At 42.5% G+C, this 20,137-nt stretch carries 13 protein-coding genes; 6 read left to right on the top strand and 7 right to left on the bottom strand.

Annotation, left to right across the window (positions count from 1 at the left end; genetic code table 11):
- Positions 1-115: 115 nt before the first annotated feature.
- A complete protein-coding gene (locus ACE1CM_RS08420) occupies positions 116-373 on the bottom strand; it encodes a hypothetical protein (RefSeq protein WP_374876961.1) in 258 nt (85 codons plus the stop codon).
- 109 nt (positions 374-482) lie between these two features.
- Here ACE1CM_RS08420 and ACE1CM_RS08415 point away from each other — a divergent pair, with 109 nt between their 5' ends.
- The 4 genes from ACE1CM_RS08415 (at position 483) to ACE1CM_RS08400 (ending at position 2,725) form a co-directional block, all read left to right on the top strand.
- Entirely contained in the window at positions 483-701 is a 219-nt protein-coding gene (locus tag ACE1CM_RS08415) for a helix-turn-helix domain-containing protein (protein WP_374876960.1), read from the top strand.
- Between the two features lie 23 nt (positions 702-724).
- On the top strand, positions 725-976 hold the full coding sequence (locus tag ACE1CM_RS08410) for a helix-turn-helix domain-containing protein (RefSeq protein ID WP_374876959.1): 252 nt from the start codon (positions 725-727) through the stop codon (positions 974-976).
- A gap of 3 nt (positions 977-979) precedes the next feature.
- Entirely contained in the window at positions 980-1,237 is a 258-nt protein-coding gene (locus ACE1CM_RS08405; protein WP_374876958.1) for a helix-turn-helix domain-containing protein, read from the top strand.
- Positions 1,238-1,543: 306 nt separating this feature from the next.
- On the top strand, positions 1,544-2,725 hold the full coding sequence (locus ACE1CM_RS08400) for a low temperature requirement protein A (RefSeq protein WP_374876957.1): 1,182 nt from the start codon (positions 1,544-1,546) through the stop codon (positions 2,723-2,725).
- 217 nt (positions 2,726-2,942) lie between these two features.
- Here ACE1CM_RS08400 and ACE1CM_RS08395 read toward each other — a convergent pair whose 3' ends face one another.
- The 6 genes from ACE1CM_RS08395 to ACE1CM_RS08370 form a co-directional block, all read right to left on the bottom strand.
- On the bottom strand, positions 2,943-4,355 hold the full coding sequence (locus ACE1CM_RS08395; protein WP_374876956.1) for an acyl-CoA-binding protein: 1,413 nt from the start codon (positions 4,353-4,355) through the stop codon (positions 2,943-2,945).
- Between the two features lie 17 nt (positions 4,356-4,372).
- Entirely contained in the window at positions 4,373-6,136 is a 1,764-nt protein-coding gene (locus ACE1CM_RS08390; RefSeq protein WP_374876955.1) for a fatty acyl-AMP ligase, read from the bottom strand.
- A gap of 16 nt (positions 6,137-6,152) precedes the next feature.
- On the bottom strand, positions 6,153-7,397 hold the full coding sequence (locus ACE1CM_RS08385; RefSeq protein WP_374876954.1) for a cytochrome P450: 1,245 nt from the start codon (positions 7,395-7,397) through the stop codon (positions 6,153-6,155).
- A 157-nt stretch (positions 7,398-7,554) separates the two neighbouring features.
- Complete coding sequence (locus ACE1CM_RS08380) at positions 7,555-8,637, bottom strand: Rieske 2Fe-2S domain-containing protein (protein WP_374876953.1); 1,083 nt, start codon at positions 8,635-8,637, stop codon at positions 7,555-7,557.
- 17 nt (positions 8,638-8,654) lie between these two features.
- Complete coding sequence (locus ACE1CM_RS08375) at positions 8,655-9,203, bottom strand: hypothetical protein (protein WP_374876952.1); 549 nt, start codon at positions 9,201-9,203, stop codon at positions 8,655-8,657.
- A gap of 347 nt (positions 9,204-9,550) precedes the next feature.
- On the bottom strand, positions 9,551-10,048 hold the full coding sequence (locus ACE1CM_RS08370) for an EF-hand domain-containing protein (protein ID WP_374876951.1): 498 nt from the start codon (positions 10,046-10,048) through the stop codon (positions 9,551-9,553).
- A gap of 333 nt (positions 10,049-10,381) precedes the next feature.
- Here ACE1CM_RS08370 and ACE1CM_RS08365 point away from each other — a divergent pair, with 333 nt between their 5' ends.
- Complete coding sequence (locus ACE1CM_RS08365) at positions 10,382-17,011, top strand: SDR family NAD(P)-dependent oxidoreductase (RefSeq protein ID WP_374876950.1); 6,630 nt, start codon at positions 10,382-10,384, stop codon at positions 17,009-17,011.
- Positions 17,008-20,137 (top strand): amino acid adenylation domain-containing protein (locus ACE1CM_RS08360; protein ID WP_374876949.1); only part of this gene is annotated, 3,130 nt, incomplete at its 3' end. The genes ACE1CM_RS08365 and ACE1CM_RS08360, both read left to right, overlap by 4 nt.

The raw sequence follows: 20,137 nt of genomic DNA, 5'->3' as shown, positions 1-20,137 counted from the left end.
GGTTTATTTTTGATTTCACTCCTTACATTGCCTTGGCAAAAAGGGTTACTGTTATTTTAACTTGCTTTAGCGATCGCACTCTCAAAACTGGATGCGATCGCTAGTTTTTTCTTCACTAATCAATCAAAAAAATCGCCTTTTTCAGGATACTCATCATTTCCCCTGAATTGCCATAAGGCATTAACGGACTCCACTCCCAAACGGCTGCAAAATTCTTGTGATGCAGCGTATGAATGGTGCGGACTACTGCTTTATGCGAACCAATTACAAGAACTTTGATAAATTCTTTCCCTGAAACTGGATCGCAAGATGGTTGAAGGATAACAGACGCAGAGTTTGTTTCACCCGCATCGGTCAGAAAGCTGTTGTGCATTGAGTTCACCTTTTGTTAAATGTTCCGATTAGTCACATAAGCTATCTTACACCCAATGTGACTAAATGGAACGTTTACTCGGTTAAGATCCTCTGACACAATCAAAGTCATGGGAAAAGCAGGTAAAGCCCTCAAACAGGCATTAGTAAGCTATGGCATTAGCCAAAATCAGCTAGCAGCTGCGATGGGAGTTGGACATGCCAACGTCAGCCGTTGGGTGAACGAGGTGAGAGATCCTGGAGGTGAGACAATCCTTCAAATTCGCACAGCACTTGGGCAGATTAATCCAGCAGCGGCAGAGGAATTCATCAGGTTATACCTGGAATAGCCGAAAAATGAAGACTAGAAGACATGGGAAAAGCGGGAAAAGCTCTCAGACGGGCGTTGGAGACATACGGCATCAGCCAAAACAAATTAGCCGTCACCTTGGGAGTTGACCGATCCGTTGTTTTTCATTGGTTTCATGAGAAAAGAGATCCATCTGCGGAAACCGTTGTGCAAATTGCTACTGCGCTCAAAACCATCAACCCAGAGGCAGCAGCAGAATTTATTAGCTTATACGTGGGCGATTTCCTTTACCACGAGGATGAAAACCCGTCCTAGATTATGGGAAAAGCAGGCAAAGCCCTCAGACAAGTTCTGGAAACCTACGGAATTAGTCAAAATAAGCTGGCAGTCGTAATGGGAACGAGGAGATCGAATGTAGGTCGCTGGTTTCACCAGCAAATAGACCCTACAGGCGATACAATCGCTGAAATTGTTGCAGCCTTGAGTAAAATTGAGCCAACTGCGGCGGAGGATTTTGTCAGGTTGTATTTAGGAGATGCAATGCGGAATGGAGAAAAAACTGCAAATCCCGAATAAGTTATAGCGGATTGTGACTTGACAGAATACACTTGATTTTTCATGAGTTCAGGACTTACGCAGATCATCCATATATAGTGTTTTGTAGGGGCAATCCCCCCGTGGTTGCCCCTACATCTAGAGGCGTTGCGTAAGTCCTGGAGTTAATAGCCCGTGTAGACGTTGCTCGGTTTGTATAGCGGCTGCCATTTTTGCTGCCGCTATACAAACCAAGCCCCAAGGGCTGTATTCCACCAAGTCACAAACTGCTATATAACGCTTGAACCCGCCCTAAAATTGATGCCAAGCACATCAGGAGAACCTGAGATGACCAAAAGTTTGTGGCAACCTCCCCGCCTGCGGACGGCTGAAAACGCTGACGAAGAACGCCGCGCTACATGGCTGGAATTATTTTACGATCTGGTTTTTGTGGCAGCGATCGCACAAGTCGCCCATTACCTGGAAGCGCACATCACCCTCGCGGGTTTTTTCAGCTATGTGTTGTTATTTATACCAATTTGGTGGTCTTGGGTAGGGGCGACATTTTACGCTACGAGGTTCGACACCGACGATTTGGGACATCGATTGCTGACCTTATTGCAGATGGTAGCGATCGCAGTTCTAGCAGTCAATGTCCACGACGGTTTAGGAGAAAGTTCGGTTGGTTTTGCCCTTTCCTATGTCGGCGTCAGGGCGATCTTAATTTTGCAATATATCAGCGCCGGATATTTTGTCCCCGCCGCCCGTGGGTTAGTAAAATGGTACGCTACGGGTTTTAGTATCGCCGCTTTGATTTGGTTAGGATCGATTTTTGTACCAATTCCTTGGCGATTTGCGCTTTGGGGTGCGGCACTAATTGTAGATTTTGGCACGCCTTTAACAGCAGGTAAATTAGTCAGCAAAATACCGCCGAGTTTTTCCCACGTACCAGAGCGTTTGGGCTTATTTACGATTATCGTATTAGGCGAAGCGGTGATTTCTGTAGTCAGAGGTGTTTCCGAGTTGGAATGGGGGATTTTATCTGCCGTTGTCGCTTTATTGGGGATGCTGATTGCATTTAGTTTATGGTGGATTTATTTTGACAGCGTTGATGGTTCTCCCTTGCAAGCAATGCGCGTTGGCAATATGGGAATAGGTTTAACTTGGCTGTATTCCCACTTACCCCTGGCGATTGGTATTGCTGCTACGGGTGTCGCCGTGCAGCATATAATTGTGTCGAGTAAAAAGGAATTATTACTGCCAGATGGGGATCGATGGTTGATTTGTGCAGGTACAGCAATATGCTTGACTGCATTGGCAGTAATACACTTGATTACTTGTACCTTGGGACGCGATCGCAGTAAAATTTTAGCTGCCTATCGGATAGCCTCGGCGGTGTTTGTTTTAGGGATAGCAATTGCCGGAGTTAATCTATCACCAATAATAGGGATGAGTTTAGTAGCAGCAGCTTGTGCAGTCCAAGTAGTTTTAGCTCTTCTGGAGACAAGAAATAATAGCCTAAGTGGCTAGTTATAACTAGAAAAATTGCTAATGGCTAATTGCTAATTGCTAGTGGGAATATTTTACGATTCTACCATTAGCTATTATCCATTAGCTATTAGCAGTCCTTACATGACTGCAAGCTTTTGGGGTCAAATGAACCCAAAACCCTTTGTACCAAGGCTTCTGGGCATCGGAAGTTGCAAGCAGCGGGGCAACTTCCGCTTAATTGTTACGATTTATCCCACTAAGGGCTAGCCGTTGAAGCTAAATACCTAGCCAAAAGATCTATATTTGGGTAATTGTAAAGCACATTAGTAGAGAGATCGCGTTCCAGCCAAGCCTCCAATTCCCCAGTCAAAATTATTGAATCAGCCGATCCTAAACCATAGCGTTCAAAAGGAAGTGAGCAATTTACCTCATCTGGGTCAATTTTCAATACTTTTGCCATGTAGGCAACTAACCAAGCTTTTATTTCTTCCCCTAAAGGCAGTTTCTTTTCTCTATCTACCTTTGGCAGCGTCGCCACTATTTGACTGTACTGCTTCATCGCTTCACTGCGACTCATGCCTTTAAGTTGATTCCACGCTTGCCATTGAATATACTTTCGAGGTTGCAAAATCGGATCTGGCTCTTCTTCCAGACAATCCCCTTCCATTGCTTGTTGATAGAGACTCTCAAGCTCTATTTGTTTCTTGCCTTGGGGGAGTTGAACATGACCAAAGCGAACTAGATTAGACATGGTTTGGAATTCCACTTCTGTATCGTCTAGATCGTGAGAATCCCTGACAACGTTGATTCCATAAGCATCATGCCCTGACACCAAAATACAAAAATGTTTTTTGATGTTATGAAAATTTTCATCGATGAAATCGCCTTGCCAACGATGGGAATAAACCTGCACGCTGGGAGGAACATAGCGTGCATTAATAGCTAGTCGGCGTTGGTTAGAGTTATTGCTATAAGAAGAATGCATAACCCTCTCCGTGAAAATAATGACTTGACCCATCTTCGCGGGTACAGCTTCCACTTCCCATTCATTTTCATCGAAGTCAAACACGGCTGAATATTGTCTCCGTCCTTGCCAAACCATTTTGTGGTTTTTAATACCTGCAAACATTCCCTCTTCCGCAGGCACCTGCACTCGCTTAAATTTTTGCTTGTGCGTTCTATTGGCAAAACGCAAGCAGCCATTTTCAAGAGTAGCGTCATCTAAAGCTACCCATACTGTTAAATTTAAAAAATCTTCATTTTTGGGATAAAGCAGTGCTGGCTTTTGAGGGTCATAGGCACTGGGGTCGTAACAATCATAAACTTGATGCCATTTGATTTCACCTTCTCCCGGCATTTTGCCAAACACATTTGTGTTCCACAGTAGCAAATTCTTCTCACCCAATTGGTTTAATAGCCCAACAATTTTGGGGTTTTTAAACATCTCTGCTATGGGTTGATGAAACAGATGAAGGTCACGAGATGTGCTGAGGTTCAAGACATTATTGTACAGCATCATCATCGGCTGACCATCTACTTCTTTAATAGCACTATTGGTTTCTAGGCATTTTTTGACAGTTTCGACTTCTGACCTTGTAAATATATCAAGGGGGCCTACCCATCCTTTTTCTTCAAATTGTTTAATTTGGTCTTGTGTGAGCATATTCATACTTTACCTTTTTTTGCTTAACAGTTGAGCGCTGACAAAGTTTTTTCTAGGAAATGACTTCGACAAGTGCGACGCATGATCTTGCCACTTGAAGTTTTAGGAATGCTTCCTGACTTGAGCAAGGCTATCGCATAAACTTCGAGTTCGTGTTGCGCCATCAACGCCTGACGAATATCTCCAATTACTTCATCTAAATTCAGTTCTGGCAGCCAACTTCGATCGACTTCCTGAACAACAACTAATTTCTCTTCGCTATCTACCTCAATCCCAAACGCGGCTCCAGAATTTTTACGCAGTGCCGAGTGGCTCTGTTCGACTGTAAATTCAATATCCTGGGGATAATGATTACACCCTCTAATAATGATAACATCCTTCAAGCGCCCAGTGACAAATAGCTGACCATTTTTAATAAACCCTAAGTCACCCGTCCGTAGAAATGGACCTTCACCAGTGTCTTGTAAATAGACCTCAAATGTCTCTTTTGTTTCCTTGGGTTTATTCCAGTAACCTTGAGCAACACTTAAACCTGATACCAAAATTTCGCCAACTTCATCTGGAGCGCACCGAGTTAAAGTATCGGGATTAACAATAACTACTTTCATCCCACTAATCGGGAAACCACAACTAACCACATATCGACTTTCCTTTTGATCGCCCTCGCACTCAACAATCTGATTTTTCTCGAGTGCTGATGCCGAAATTGAGGCAATTTGAGGCACCTGATTGTGAGACTTGGTTGCGACTAATAAAGTGGCTTCGGCAAGACCATAAGCGGGATAAAAAGCTGTGGCACGGAATCCACAAGGTTCAAAGGTTTTAATAAAATTTTCTACAGTGTCTTTACGGATTGGTTCTGCTCCATTACTGGCTGTAGTCCAACTCCCAAGATCTAAATTCACCAATTGTTCTGATGGAACTCGGCGCACACAGTAGTCGTATCCAAAGTTGGGGCTTTGGCTATGAGTAACTCTATACTTAGAAATCACCCTCAGCCAACTTATCGGGTTCTTGATAAACGTCAATGGTGACATCACATAACAAGTTATACCAGAATAAATAGGCTGGATTAATCCATCAATCAGACCATAATCATGGAAATAAGGCATCCAAGTCGCCGCAATACTATCTGAAGTGTAGTTCCATGCTTGATTGATGCAGGCAGAATGGTGTATGACATTGTGATGGGTTACAATGACTCCTTTTGGCGTCGAGGTAGAACCAGACGTATATTGTAAATAAGCTATAGCATCTGGGTTAATCGTTAATTCCTGCCATTGGTCTGCCAGTTCGTCTGCTATCTCGTCAGAATACAGCCACAATAGCTTGTTATTACATTCAAGTTTTTTTTTCCATTCCTCTGAAAGCTGAGAAGAAACTTCAGAGGTAGTCAAAGCGAGGGAAGCTTGAGCATCCTGAATCAAAGATTGAAGTCGAGGTAGAGTTCGCTTGATCCCAATGGCATCAGGTGGAGGAGCAGGAATAGGAATGACTCCAGCATATAAACATCCAAAGAAAGCACAAATGAACTCCAGAGTCTGAGAATAAAGCAGCAATGCTCGTTCCCCTTTTGTTACCCCCATCCCCTGAAGCTGAGCGGCGATCGCTCGCGCCCGCTTTTCCAATTTTCCATAAGTTAAAATTGCTGTTTCTTGTTGCCTATTACCAACAAAGCCATAGACTTTTTGGTTCTGTTGATTTCTTGCTCGATAACGCAGCAGGTGTACCAACGATGAAAATTTTTGCTGATTCTCCATCGATGAAAATTTTTGCTGAGTCTCCATAAAACTTGTTCCCCATTTATTCAGAGCGGGCTTGGGTAATAAACTGTTTTTGTGAACGCAATCGGGTTACCCGCATTTGTAGCCCTTTTGCAGGACTCAGCACAGCACCTTTACGGACAGGTTTGACCGATTGAGGATCGATCAGTTCAATTTCCCAGTGAGATAAAATTGTTGCGAGCGCCATTTTCATCTCAAACAACGCAAATTCTGCGCCAATGCAGCGCCGATTTCCGCCACCAAACGGCAAGAATTCGTGAGGTGCAAATTGTCGTTCTAAAAATCTTTCGGGCTGAAACTGCTTGGGCTGAGGATACAAATCTTCCCGATGATGAGTCAAATAGATCCCTGGAATCACTAAAGTTCCTGGTTCTAGCTGATAACCCATAATTTCTATGGGTGATTTAACCACTCGCTGTAAGCCAACCAATACGACTGGATATATGCGTAGTGCTTCCGAACAAACAGCGTTTAAATAAGGCAACCGTAAAATTACATTGGGATCGAGGTTGACACTCAGAGAATCCACTTCCTCTAGGAGGTTGGCGTAGATTTGAGGCGAAGCGTAAATCCAGTATAATGTCCAAGCTAAAGCCGTTGCGGTTGTTTCATTGCCAGCAATTAACAAAGTGATTAGTTCATCGTGTAATTCCTCCTCTGTCATCGGCAGACCGTCTTCATCGCGGGCTAACATCATCAGCGATAATATATCATAGCGGCTTTGGTTTGTCTCTTCTGTCCGCTCATGAATTTCATCGTAGATCAGTTGGTCAATCGTTTGGATCTCTCGCAAAAAACTGCCCCAAGGACTCCAAGCACCCAGGTCTCGACGTAGTGCCGGGATCATTATAGCCAGTATTCTTAAGAATGGCGTTTTTAAAAGACCTATGGAGAGTTTTTTAAGAGTTTGGTAGCGTGATTTGTCTTCTAGTCCAAAGATGACTTTGAGAATCACTTGACTGGAGATCTCCCGCAACGATGGCAGAACCGCAAAAGGCTGATTTATTGGCCATTGCCTGCTGACTTCTTCGGTAATCTGGGAAATTAGCCTGCCGTTTCCTAGCATTTTCTCCCCGTGCAATGGAGGTGTCAGCAGTTTTCTCTGCCGTTGGTGAGGTTTTCCTTCTAACGCAAGCAGCGATTGCGGACCAAAAAAAGGTGAGTTTATCCCTGCCGGTTCACCCGAATCCAATTTGCTCGTAGGAGTGGCAAAAACCTGCTGCAGTGCTTGCGGATGACTCACTACGACTTGAGGTTTAAACACCGGACCTATTCGGATAGTAAAGATATCCCCCCAAAAATTCTAAAGGATGATTGAGCCACTGTAGCGTTTGTACGAAAGGTGAATCTTTAGGACCATCAGGTAACTGAGGATGTTGCATATTTTTGCAGACTTTGCATTTACATTGGATAGATGAAGGCTAACTGACCTTACCAACCCAACTTTGATAAAATTCTCTCATCTTTAACGGAGGTTGATCGTAATTGATATAAGCCCGACCCCCATCTGGGTTCATCGTATTTAAGACTTCTATGTCCTGTCCCATCGTATATTCAGTTTGCAAAACATAAAACAAAAATTCAAGGATGTTCCGTAAAACGTTGGTCTTTTTCTTGATCGTTGTCAACATCCAAATCTGTGTCTCGTTGGCGGTAATTGGAGTGAAGCCCACTAACACTGCACATCTATCTAAGCCATCATGAAAAACAGTCATTTTAGCTCCACTAGACCAACTATCTATTCGCACTTTTATGTTCTGAGGATATAACCCTAAAGCCTTGAATGCGGAACCTACTTTTCCTAAATCGTTATTGACATCAATCTGGAATTCCGAACAGAGTCCAATCCACGCTTCTTTTGGAATCGGAGGTTGACTATCTGACGTTAAATACTGGTCCTCATTCAACAGATAGTATTTAAAAGAACCAGAAACTTTTAAATTGTGTGTCGAGAAGAAATGCAGAACATCAAATAAATTTTCTTGCACCCGCAGCGCTGTGGTTGTTACATGATAATCTTTACGATACAACATATAGTTGTGCCTGTTGCTCTCTGCTTCTGAAAACTCAGGCAAAGGATACAGAGTGGTTGGGCAACCATACCACACCCAAATATAACCGTACCTTTCAACAGTGGTATAAGCAGACTGAAACGCTGTTGGAGGAATTGTGTCTGACTCAGGTACCAAAACACACTCCCCAAAACGATTGTAATTCCAGCCATGATACGAACATCGAATACAATCGTCTACAACTTTACCAATCGCCAAACTTGCCCCCATGTGCGAACAGTAAAGTTCCATGACTGATGGACAGCCATTTCGATCTCGCCAAGCAATCAGTTGCTGACCAAATAGCTGTATTTGTTTGGGTTTTTTCTGCAAAGCCTTGGAGGACATTGCAATATACCAACCTGTGGCAAAATTCCCTGTCTTTTTATCAACTGCTGTTTTTAATTGATTGCCCCTGGGAACTCTCAAGCTTTTAAGATTGTTCGCGTTCATTTTTCTTTGAGTTTTACCTATTTTTGTTTTCTATTTTTTATTAATGGAATTAAATCTACAAGGCTAAATTCTTGGCGAATGTCTAGCAGAGAACGATCTAGCATGGGTTCGTATTCATAATATGACCAATACTTTTGATGACCGCGAGTTTGAAACCACATCACAACTATTTCTGGCAGGACTAGAAGTAAGGAAATCACAGCCCAACTATACCAAATGAATGGATTGCGATCCTTCAGTACATCATCCAAAAGCCCGCTCACTGCGGGATCGTCCCTGTCACGCAGCCAGTCCTGATAAGCACGCACATATTCTTTAAATGTGTAGGTACTGACAAAAAATGTGAAAAAGAACAGTCTCCATTCATCACACATATCAGTATCATAGCCAAATACGACGTGGGTGATGTCATGAGCCATTAACAGTTTGCCAAAATCCTCCCTCATTCGATTTGGAGGGGTTATATGAGGATTTGCTTGAAAATACTCCTCCATACCTTGTCGTAGAGTTTGAGTGCTATATTTCTCTGTATATTGCAGGTATCGATTAAAAGAACGTCGATTCATTTCCCATTCATTCCCACTCTAATACTAGATCTATGCACAAATAACTCTAATTCGTCTAGCTCTTGTAGTTTGATAACAATATAATATTGCGAGCCAAAGCAAAAGAACTGAGAGTTCTGAGAATACTCAGTTTTTCACATTTGATTCCTGATTGCTATATCTAATAATAAAAAGGTACTTAAGGACTCCACACGAAAATATCTACCATTTAAGTTATTCCCCATTTGGAATATAACTTGTTTAACGGGTATGATTTTCGTCTAACTTCCTTAATTCCCTTTTTATCCATCTTATTCAGCTCAGAAATACTAGAGTTTGGCTCAGTATGTTTCTCCACCTCACCTTACTTAAGAAAACATACTACGAACCAATTCGCGATTTTCTTCTTTGCTGATCATACCGTTCTTGTCTTTGTCAATTTCAGCAAAAGTTGCTTGTGCTGCGCCTAAATTTGACTCAAAAACTAAAAAGAACCCTTTACTTTCCTCAAACGAAATATTTCCGTCACCATCACTATCTGCTAGATCAAACACCATATCTGCTGTTTTCACAAATACATCTTCAATAGTGCTATTTCCAGCCTCCTCAGCGAACTTAATAAATTCATCGAGGCTTACTTTCTGATCTCCATCTGTGTCAACTGCTTGCTGGAGTTTTTTCCAGATTTCCAACAACTGTGAACTGATGGCGTTGTATTCTGCTGAACCCACAGCGTACCCCTTGAGTATTGCCAGGGACTTGGCTTTTTCTTCATAGTCTTCAGCCGAGACATATCCTGTTCGATCAACATCTAGGGCATTAAATCCAACTTTCAGCTTTTCTTGTTGGCTTGCTGTTAGAGGCATAATTACTCCAGAGGTAATTTCTACAAAATGAATCTTTCACAACCACTTACCTTCCCATACATCTAACCCCATGTCAAGCCTATTTTACAAAACTTAATGTTTTGATTTTAAAGGGGACAATATGATGAAAAAATCAGATTTAGAGTTATTATTGGTCTGAGCTTTTAGCCCGCAATTGCCAAAATATTAAGAAAATATAAAGTTTGTTAAATTATGACACAACAATATCTACAATTGACCGAACACAACACTCGGTACACTTGAGCAAGTGTAGAAAGGGAATCCAGCCTCAACTAGAAACATAAAAATCAAAAAGGGAAAGAAAAATTATCAATGGAACCCATCGCAATTATAGGTATTGGTTGCCGTTTTCCGAGTGCCAAAGACCCGGAATCTTTTTGGTATTTACTCCAGAATGGATTGCATGGAATCACCGAGGTTCCCCCAAACCGATGGAATAAAGATGTTTTATATGACCCAACGCCAGCAACACCCGGAAAAATGAACACACGTTGGGGTGCTTTTCTACAAGAGATAGATTTATTCGATCCAGAATTCTTTAGGATTTCGCCTCGGGAAGCCGTGTCCGTAGACCCCCAACACAGATTGATCTTGGAGGTTGCATGGGAAGCATTGGAAAACGCGGGAATTGTACCAGAGAGTTTAGAGGACAGCCAGACAGGGGTTTTTCTAGGAATTGTGGGTAGTGACTATGGCAGACTTGTATTTAGCGATCCGCAATCTATAGATGCTTATGGTGGCACTGGAGTCACACCTAGCATTGCGGCTAATCGCCTGTCTTATTTATTAAATCTACATGGACCCAGTTTAGTCATAGACACCGCTTGTTCCTCATCACTCGTAGCATTACATTTTGCTTGCCAAAGTCTGCAAAGCGGGGAATCTAATTTGTGCTTAGTAGGAGGAGTAAATTTAACTCTATCCCCAGAGTATACCCTCGCTTTTTCTCAAGCGAGGATGATGGCTGGCGACGGTCTTTGTAAAACTTTTGACGCTGCTGCTAATGGTTATGTACGCGGAGAGGGATGCGGTATCATTGCGATCGAGCGTCTCAGTGACGCTATCCAAAATGAAGACAATATTCTCGCCGTGATTAGAGGTTCGGCAGTTAATCATGACGGTTTTAGTAATGGGATTACCGCTCCCAATGGATGCTCACAGCAAGCGGTGATGAGTCAAGCTTTAAAAAATGCTGGTATAGCCCCAGCCCAAATTAGTTATGTAGAAGCTCACGGTACGGGGACATCTTTGGGAGATCCAATCGAAGTTGAATCGATCCAAGCTGTGTTTGGAAATGGGCGAACACCGGAGCAGCATTGTTGGATTGGCTCGGTTAAGACAAATATCGGACATTTAGAAGCCGCTGCCGGGATAGCTGGGCTAATTAAAGTCGTTTTATCTTTGCATCATCGGCAAATCCCCCCCCATTTGCATTTAAAACAACTTAATCCCTTAATTAAGTTAGCAGGAACACCCTTTAGCATACCTACAGAGTGCCAATCTTGGTCTGTTGTTACAGGGAGCCGGATGGCTGGGGTAAGCTCTTTTAGCTTTGGGGGTACCAATTGCCATGTCATCTTAGAAGAAGCACCCAAACAGGTAGCAAAAACTAACGAAATCGAGGGTCCCCTCCATCTATTCACCCTATCGGCTCAAACAAAAAATGCGTTATTGGAATTAGTAAGTCACTATCAAAGCTATCTGGAAACTCATCGAGCATTAGCGATATCTTCGGTTTGTTTCAGTGCCAATACGGGGCGATCGCACTTTCAGCATCGTCTAGCGATCGTTACCTCCAATCGAGAAGAATTAGCTAATCAATTAGCAAAAATTAGTGCGGGAGAAGAAGCGAATGATGTTTTTTCGGGAAAAATCCGGAGGAATAATCAATCCCCTAAAATTGCGTTTCTGTTTACAGGACAGGGTTCCCAATATGTCAACATGGGAAGACAACTCTATAAAACTCAACCCGTTTTTCGTCGAACCTTAGACCAGTGCGATCAAATTCTACAATCTTATTTAAAAAAATCTATTCTAGACATTCTTTATCCTCAAGATAGCCAACAATTAAAGAGTTCAGTCATTGACCAAACTGTTTATACCCAAGCTACTGTATTTGCCCTTGAATATGCCCTAGCCCAATTATGGCAATCCTGGGGAATCAAACCAAACGCGGTTATGGGCCATAGTGTAGGAGAATATGTTGCAGCAACAATCGCAGGAGTATTGAGTTTAGAAGACGGTTTAAAATTAATTGCCCATCGGGGACGCTTAATGCAGCAGTTAGATCGAGAGGGTAAGATGTTAGCTGTTATGGCATCCGAGGAAGAAATACGTCCATTAATTGCCTCATACCCAACAGAAGTCGCAATAGCCGCCATCAACGGACCCCAAAACCTTGTCATTTCCGGTCAAACAGAAGCCATTAAAATTTTGAAAACCCGCTTAGAATCACAGGGAATTCAGACCAAACTGCTACAAGTCTCCCACGCTTTTCATTCACCCTTGATGGAACCAATTTTGGCAGAATTTGAAGCAGTGGCGCATCAAATCACCTATAATCGCCCTCGAATTCCATTAATCTCCAATGTCACAGGAAGTCGAGCTGATGATACGATTACGACGGCAAGCTACTGGGTCAATCACATACGCCAACCCGTGAAGTTTGCTCAAAGTATGAAGACCTTGCATCAAGAAGGTTACAAAATCTTCCTCGAAATTGGAGCTAAACCCATTTTAATAGCGATGGGAAAACAGTGTTTGCCAGAAGGAGTAGGAGTTTGGCTACCCTCTCTGCATCCAAGTCAAGAAGACTGGCAACAAATGCTCCAGAGTTTAGGAAAATTATATGTGCAAGGAGTTAAAGTTGACTGGTCAGGGTTCGAGCGAGATTATGCCCGTAGCAAGGTAAGATTGCCCACTTATCCCTTTCAACGGCAACGTTACTGGATTGAAACCAATAATCATCATTTAAGCTCTCAACAGAAATCTCTATCAAATCAAGAGAATCTTCACCCGCTACTTGGTCAAAGATTGTATTTAGCAGGCTTAGATCGGCAAATTCGTTTTGAGTGCCTTCTGAGTCCCTCCCAACCCAGTTACCTGAAAGATCATTGTATTTTTTCTCAACCGATATTGCCCGCCGCCGCTTACCTGGAAATGATTTTAGCAGCAGGTTCAAATCTGCTCAAATCAGACAATTTCACCTTAGAAGATATCCAGATTGAAGAAGCACTGATTTTAGATGAAATCAAAACGATTCAGGTCATTTTAAACCCAGAAAAAACGCAAGCCTATAGCTTTGAGATTTTCAGTTCAGATTTCAATTATAATCATTCAGAACCGATATGGACTCTCCACGTTCAAGGAAAATTGCGAGCGGGGGGACAAAATGCACCCAGAGAAACAACCGAATTAAAAAACATTCAATCTAATTATAACCAAGAGATATCAGTTCAAAAATTCTACCAAACGTTAAAAAAATTAGGCATAGATTATGGTTCAAACTACCAAGCAGTTCAAAAACTGTGGTGCAGTACAGGAAAAGCACTGGGTCAAGTTCAGTTACCAGAAACCTTAGTTTCAGAAGCCAGAAAATACCAACTGCACCCCGTGCTTTTAGATGCTAGCTTACAGGTGTTAGCAGCAGCTTTGGGTGAAACCGACGCTCAAGAGACTTATTTACCAGTAGCAATCAAACGATTAAAAATGTACCGTACTTCCAGCACTGGTCTGTGGAGTCGAGTGGAAATAAAGGCAAATCGGGAAGAGCGTGTACAAACTCTAACTGGGGAAGTACATCTATTCAGTGATGAAGGTCAGCTAATTGCCACAGTAGAAGGACTTACAGTTAAACGAGTCACTGCTCAAGCTTTAGCCAGAAATCATCAAGAGTTCATACAAGATTGGTTTTACGAAGTAAAATGGCGTACAAAAGTTTTCTTTAGTCAGCAGAGCGGGGGTAATTATTTACCAACTCCTGATGAAATTGACCTCAAACTGCGTCCACAAGTTACCCATTTGCTCGCTCAACCTGACTTTAAAAGATATAAAGAAGTCTTAACCCAGTTAGAGACATTGAGTATAAACTATGTCCTAAAAGCTTTCCAGGAATTGGGATGGAATTTCCAAGTTGGAGAATCTTTCTCAAGGTCATTCATTATCCAGAAATTGGGTATAGTCCAGCCTCATCAGAAGCTATTGGGACGTTTGCTTGAAATGCTGTGTGAAGTAGGTATCCTCAAACCCATAGATAGTGAATGGGAAGTCACTCAAGTACCATTAGTTCAAAACCCAGAGATCCTCTTTAGCTCCTTATTAAGTCAATATCCCAGTGCCAGCACAGAACTAATGATACTGAAACGTTGTGCTTCTCAACTCGCTTCTGTGCTACGGGGAGAATCTGAACCAGCGCAATTGGTTTTCCCAGAAGGAGATTTAAGCAATGTTACCCAACTTTATCAAGACTCTTCAGAATCTAAGGTGATGAACACCTTGGTTCAACAAGCAGTCTTATCCGCATTAGAAAAATTACCAAAATCTCGTGGAGTGCGAGTGTTAGAAATTGGGGCAGGAACTGGAGGAACGACTGCCTACATCTTACCTCACTTGAATCCAAATCAAACAGAATATGTATTCACAGATATTGGTTCTTGGTTCATCACCAAAGCTCAGGAAAAATTTAAAGATTATCCTTTTGTTCGCTATCAAAACCTAGACATTGAGCAAGACCCATCGACTCAAGGATTTGAACTCCATCAGTACGATCTAATTATTGCAGCGAATGTGCTGCACGCGACCCAGGATTTACGTCAGACCTTGCAACAGGTACGGAAGTTATTAGCACCACAAGGAATATTAATCTTGCTAGAAACAACCATTCGCCAAAGAGGGTTGGATTTAATTTTTGGACTGCTTGAAGGGTGGTGGCGGTTTCGCGATCTCGATTTAAGACCCGATTATCCATTACTCTCAGCCCAAAAATGGCAACAACTGCTGCAAAAAAGTGGTTTTCAACAAACTGTCAGTATCCCAGAGCTTCAGGAAAATCACGTCGCATTATCCAGGCAAGCCGTAATTTTAGCTCAAGTTGCAGCTCCACCATTATCAAATACTCAATCTGAATCCATCGGTCATTGGTTAATTTTTGCAGACACAGTTGTGGGAGAAAATTTAGCCCAACAACTGCAACAGCAAGGCGGTGAATGTACTTTGGTGTATCGAGGGGATAGCTACCAAAAACTAGACAAAGGTTATCAAGTCAATCCTTCTCACCCCCAAGAGTTTGAACAACTCATTCAATCTATCCAAGAAAACAGTAACTTCCCCTTAAAAAAGATCATTCATTTGTGGAGTTTAGATACTCCAGATCCGCAAGAATTAACAATCGCTACGTTAAAGTCTATCCAGCGCTGGGGATGTGGCTCAGTGCTTCATTTAGTGAAAGCACTCATCAAAACCAAGCCGATGCCCAAGCTATGGTTAGTGACCCGTGGTAGTCAATCAATCCTCTCTAAAACCGAACCCGTCTCCGTCGCTGCATCACCTTTGTGGGGTATGGGGCGAGTAGTCTCTCTAGAACATCCGCAAATGTGGGGGGGTTTAGTAGATTTAGACCCCCAATCTGCAGCGTCGGAAACCGAAACTCTATTAAAACTTCTCGCAGATCGCGATCAACCAGAAGACCATCTAGCTATTCGAGGAGAGGATATATATGTAGCTCGTCTAGTTCAGCAATCTTTCAACCCATCCCAACCCTTATCACTAGAGTCAAATGCAACCTATCTGATTACAGGGGGATTGGGAGCTTTAGGATTACATACAGCGAAGTGGATGGTTGAGAAAAACGCAAGACATCTGGTCTTAATCGGTCGCACTCAGCCCTCACAAGAGCAACGAGAAGCCATCAATCATTTAGAACAACAGGGAGCTAAAGTCATTGTTGCTCAAGCTGATGTCTCTAATTTTGAAGAACTGGCAAAAGTCTTTGAGCAAATAGACAGCCACCTACCACCCCTGAAAGGAATTGTTCATGGGGCTGGTATAGGAGCATTTCAACTAATCGAGCAGATGACACTGACTCAGTTAGAAGAAGTCATGACCGCCAAAGTCATCGGTGGATGGATACTTCATCAATTGACTCGAGATCGAGAGCTAGACTTTTTTGTGAGCTTCTCATCTATGACTGCGGTATGGGGTGCCATCGGTCAAGCTCACTATGCAGCATCAAACTGTTTCTTAGATGGGTTAACCTATTACCGTCAAGCAAAGGGATTGCCCAGTTTCAGTATCAATTGGGGGCCTTGGTTCGGTGGTGGTATGGCAGGAGAACAAGAGTTAAGGGAAGCCCGGAAAATCGGTGTGGCAGCCCTATCTCCCCAGCAAGGAATCGCCGCCTTGGAGCAATTATGGAGAAGCGGTCACATCCAAACAACAGTAGCGAATGTCAATTGGAATTTATTCAAACAACTGTATCAAATCGAAAGAAAACGATTACTTATAGAAGAAATTGAGGTAAAAACCCTCAAAAACCAACAAGAAAAATCTCAGCATAAAGCTGAAATATTACAATTAATCAAGTCATCTCCCCCACCAGAAAGAGAAAATATTTTGCTCGCTTACCTCCAAGATGAAATCTCTCAAGTCTTAAGAAAGAGAACCGAGCAAATTGATGTACAACAACCTCTGAACACAATGGGAATTGACTCCCTGATGGCTTTGGACTTACGAAATCGGCTTAAAACGGCTTTAACCGTGGATGTACCGCTCGTCAAATTTATAGAGGATACCAGCATTGCTGATTTAGTAGCCAAAGTATTAGTAGCTGAAGTCAATGAAAAAATCAGCAAAAATGCTCCTGTTCAAAGGTTAGAATCAGAAAATACCGAAATAAATCTGTTTAGTAGTACCGAGGATAATGATTGGATTGAGGGGGAACTATGAATTTATCTGATTTTTTACAAGACCTCGTAATCAAAGGGTGGAAATTTTGGAGCGAAAACGGAAAACTTTGCTATCGTGCGCCCAAGGAAGAGTCAAACTCTCTCATCTTAGAGCAACTGAAACAGCATAAAGCCGAAATCTTACAATTAGTTCCGGAAAATCCCAGCCTTTTTAATTTTTATCCCCTCTCCTACGGTCAAAAGGGACTTTGGTTTTTGTGGCAACTCGCACCCGAAAGTTATGCTTATAACGTATCATTTCCCGCTCGTATTTCTTCAGTAGTAGATCTTACAGCGATTAAACAAGTATTCAGAACGCTAATCAAACGCCATCCAATCTTGGGTGCTACTTTTCCAAAACGAGGTCAAGAACCCATCCAACAGCTTCATGAAAATCCGGAATTAGATTTCTGGCAAATTGATGCTTCGACTTGGGACGAAGAGCAACTGACAGCGAAAGTCATTGAGGCGCATCAAACTCTCTTTGATCTTGAAAACGGCCCCATAATGCGAGTTAGATGGTTCACTTGTTCTGACCATGAGCATATCTTATTGCTGACTATCCATCATATTGCTTGCGATCGCTGGTCGATCGATGTACTGATCCAGGAGTTTGCCAAACTCTACCAGGCACAACAGACTAACGTAGAAGTATCCCTTCCTCCTCTCCAACATTCCTATGAAGATTATGTGAGATGGCAAAGGAAAATACTCTCAGGAACTCAAGGCGAAGAATTGTGGAACTACTGGCAGAATCAACTCGCAGGAGAATTACCCTCACTAAATCTACCAACGGATAGACAGCGACCACCCGTACAAACCTATAACGGTGCTTCCTATGAATTCAAATTATCTCCCCAGCTTACCGAGCAACTGAAAAAACTCGCTCAAATTGAGGGAGTCACATTTTATATGCTCCTCTTGGCTGCTTTTAAGGTGTTGCTGTATCGTTATACAGGTCAGGAAGATCTTCTGGTAGGTTCTCCCACAGCTAACCGAAGTAAACCGGAATTTGCTGCCATTTTCGGCTACTTTGCTGACCCAGTTGTTATACGGACAAATTTATCTAGTAATCCTAATTTTAAAGAATTTATTGGTCAAGTTCGTCAAAGAGTTCTTGAAGCATTAACTCATCAAGACTATCCATTTGCTCTGCTCGTCGAAAAGCTACAGCCACACCGCGACCCTAGCCGTTCACCCATTTTTCAAGCTTCTTTTGATCTACTCCAGCTACAACAATCTCAAGAGCTACAGAAATTGATTGTACATGAGGCTGAAAAAGATATTGATTGGGGAGGGCTGAAACTAAGACCTTTTAAAATCCCTCATAACGAAGGTCAGTTTGATTTAGATTTAGAAATGCTCGAGGGAAGTTCATTTGTTTTTGGAACTTTCAAGTACAACCGTGACTTGTTTGATGGGTCAACTATTGAGCGGATGGCTAATCATTTCCAAAACTTGTTGTCAGCGATTGTGGAAAATCCTCAACAAGCTGTCGGTCAATTACCCCTACTCAGTGAAGCGGAACAATATCAATTTTTAGTCGAATGGAATGAAACTGCAACGGAATATCCCTCAGAGCAATGTATCCATCAGTTATTTGAGGAACAGGTAGAGAGAACACCCGATGCTGTAGCCGTGGTGTTTAATACAGAACAGTTGACGTATCGAGAATTAAACCAAAGAGCTAACCAGCTCGCCCATTGCCTACAAACGTTTGGGGTAAAACCCGAAGTATTGGTAGGAATATACATGGAAAGAGCGGTGGAAATGCTGGTGGCACTTTTGGCAATACTTAAGGCTGGTGGGGCTTATGTGCCGCTTGATCTCAGCTATCCCCAACAACGCCTCAGTTATATGTTAAAGGATTCGAGTATTGGAGTGCTGCTGACTCACTCGTCTTTGCTTGCATCTGTGCCACAAAACCAAGCACGAGTGATTTGTTTAGATAGGAATTGGGCATCAATAGAGCAATATAGTCAGGACAATGTTGCTGTTCCTGGATTATGTTCTAATAATTTGGCTTATGCGATCTATACTTCGGGTTCTACTGGACAACCCAAGGGGGTTGCCATGAATCATCGCCCTCTTGTTAATCTTATAAGTTGGCAACTGAAGCAATCCTCTGCAAAATACGGCACAAGGACAGGGCAATTTACACCCATAAGCTTCGATGTTTCCTTCCAAGAAATCCTATCTACTTGGTGTTCAGGTGGAACATTAGTGTTAATACCAGAAGATGTGCGAAGAGATGGAACAGAATTGTTACAGTTTCTGAACCAACAAAAAGTTGAAAGACTGTTTTTACCGTTTGTTGCTTTAGAACAGTTAGCGACTAGCGCTTCTCAAGCTCAATTTCTGCCATCTAACCTGTGTGAATTGATTACAGCAGGAGAACAGTTACAAATTACTCCCAATCTAGTCAAATTTTTCGACAGGTTGTTGAATTGCCAACTAGAAAATCAGTACGGACCCACAGAAACTCATGTGGTCAGTGCTTTTAGATTACAGGGTTGTCCCAGTAATTGGTCATCACTTCCACCGATTGGTCGTCCTATTGCCAATACCCAAATCTACATACTAGATAAATACCTCCAACCCGTACCTATAGGCGTACCCGGAGAACTATACATTGGAGGCGATAGTTTAGCCAGGGGGTATCTCAACCGCCCAGAACTAACCCAAGAAAAATTCATCCAAAATCCCTTCTCGAATTCCAAATCAGAACGCCTTTACAAAACAGGAGATCTCGCCCGCTATTTGAGTAATGGTAACATCGAGTTCCTGGGTCGCATCGACAACCAAATCAAGGTGCGGGGTTTCCGTATCGAACCGGGAGAAATCGAAGCAGTCCTCAATACCCATCCCCAAATCGAACAAGCTGTTGCGCTCGCCACAGAAAATACTCCTGGAAACAAACGCTTAGTTGCCTATTTAGTCACATCGGATGAATCGTTTACCACCAATGAACTACATCAATACCTCAAGGCAAAACTACCAGAATACATGATACCAACAAGTTTCATGCTGCTAGAAAAACTGCCATTAACTCCGAGTGGAAAAATAAACCGTCAAGCACTACCAACAGTAGCAGCCCAACAGATGGGTGCAAAAGAAATAGTCCCAG

The sequence above is a fragment of the Microseira sp. BLCC-F43 genome, assembly GCF_041929235.1.
Classification (GTDB): Bacteria; Cyanobacteriota; Cyanobacteriia; order Cyanobacteriales; family Aerosakkonemataceae; genus Microseira.
The sequence above is the reverse complement of the archived record's forward strand: the minus strand, read 5'-3'. Positions and strand labels throughout refer to the sequence as shown.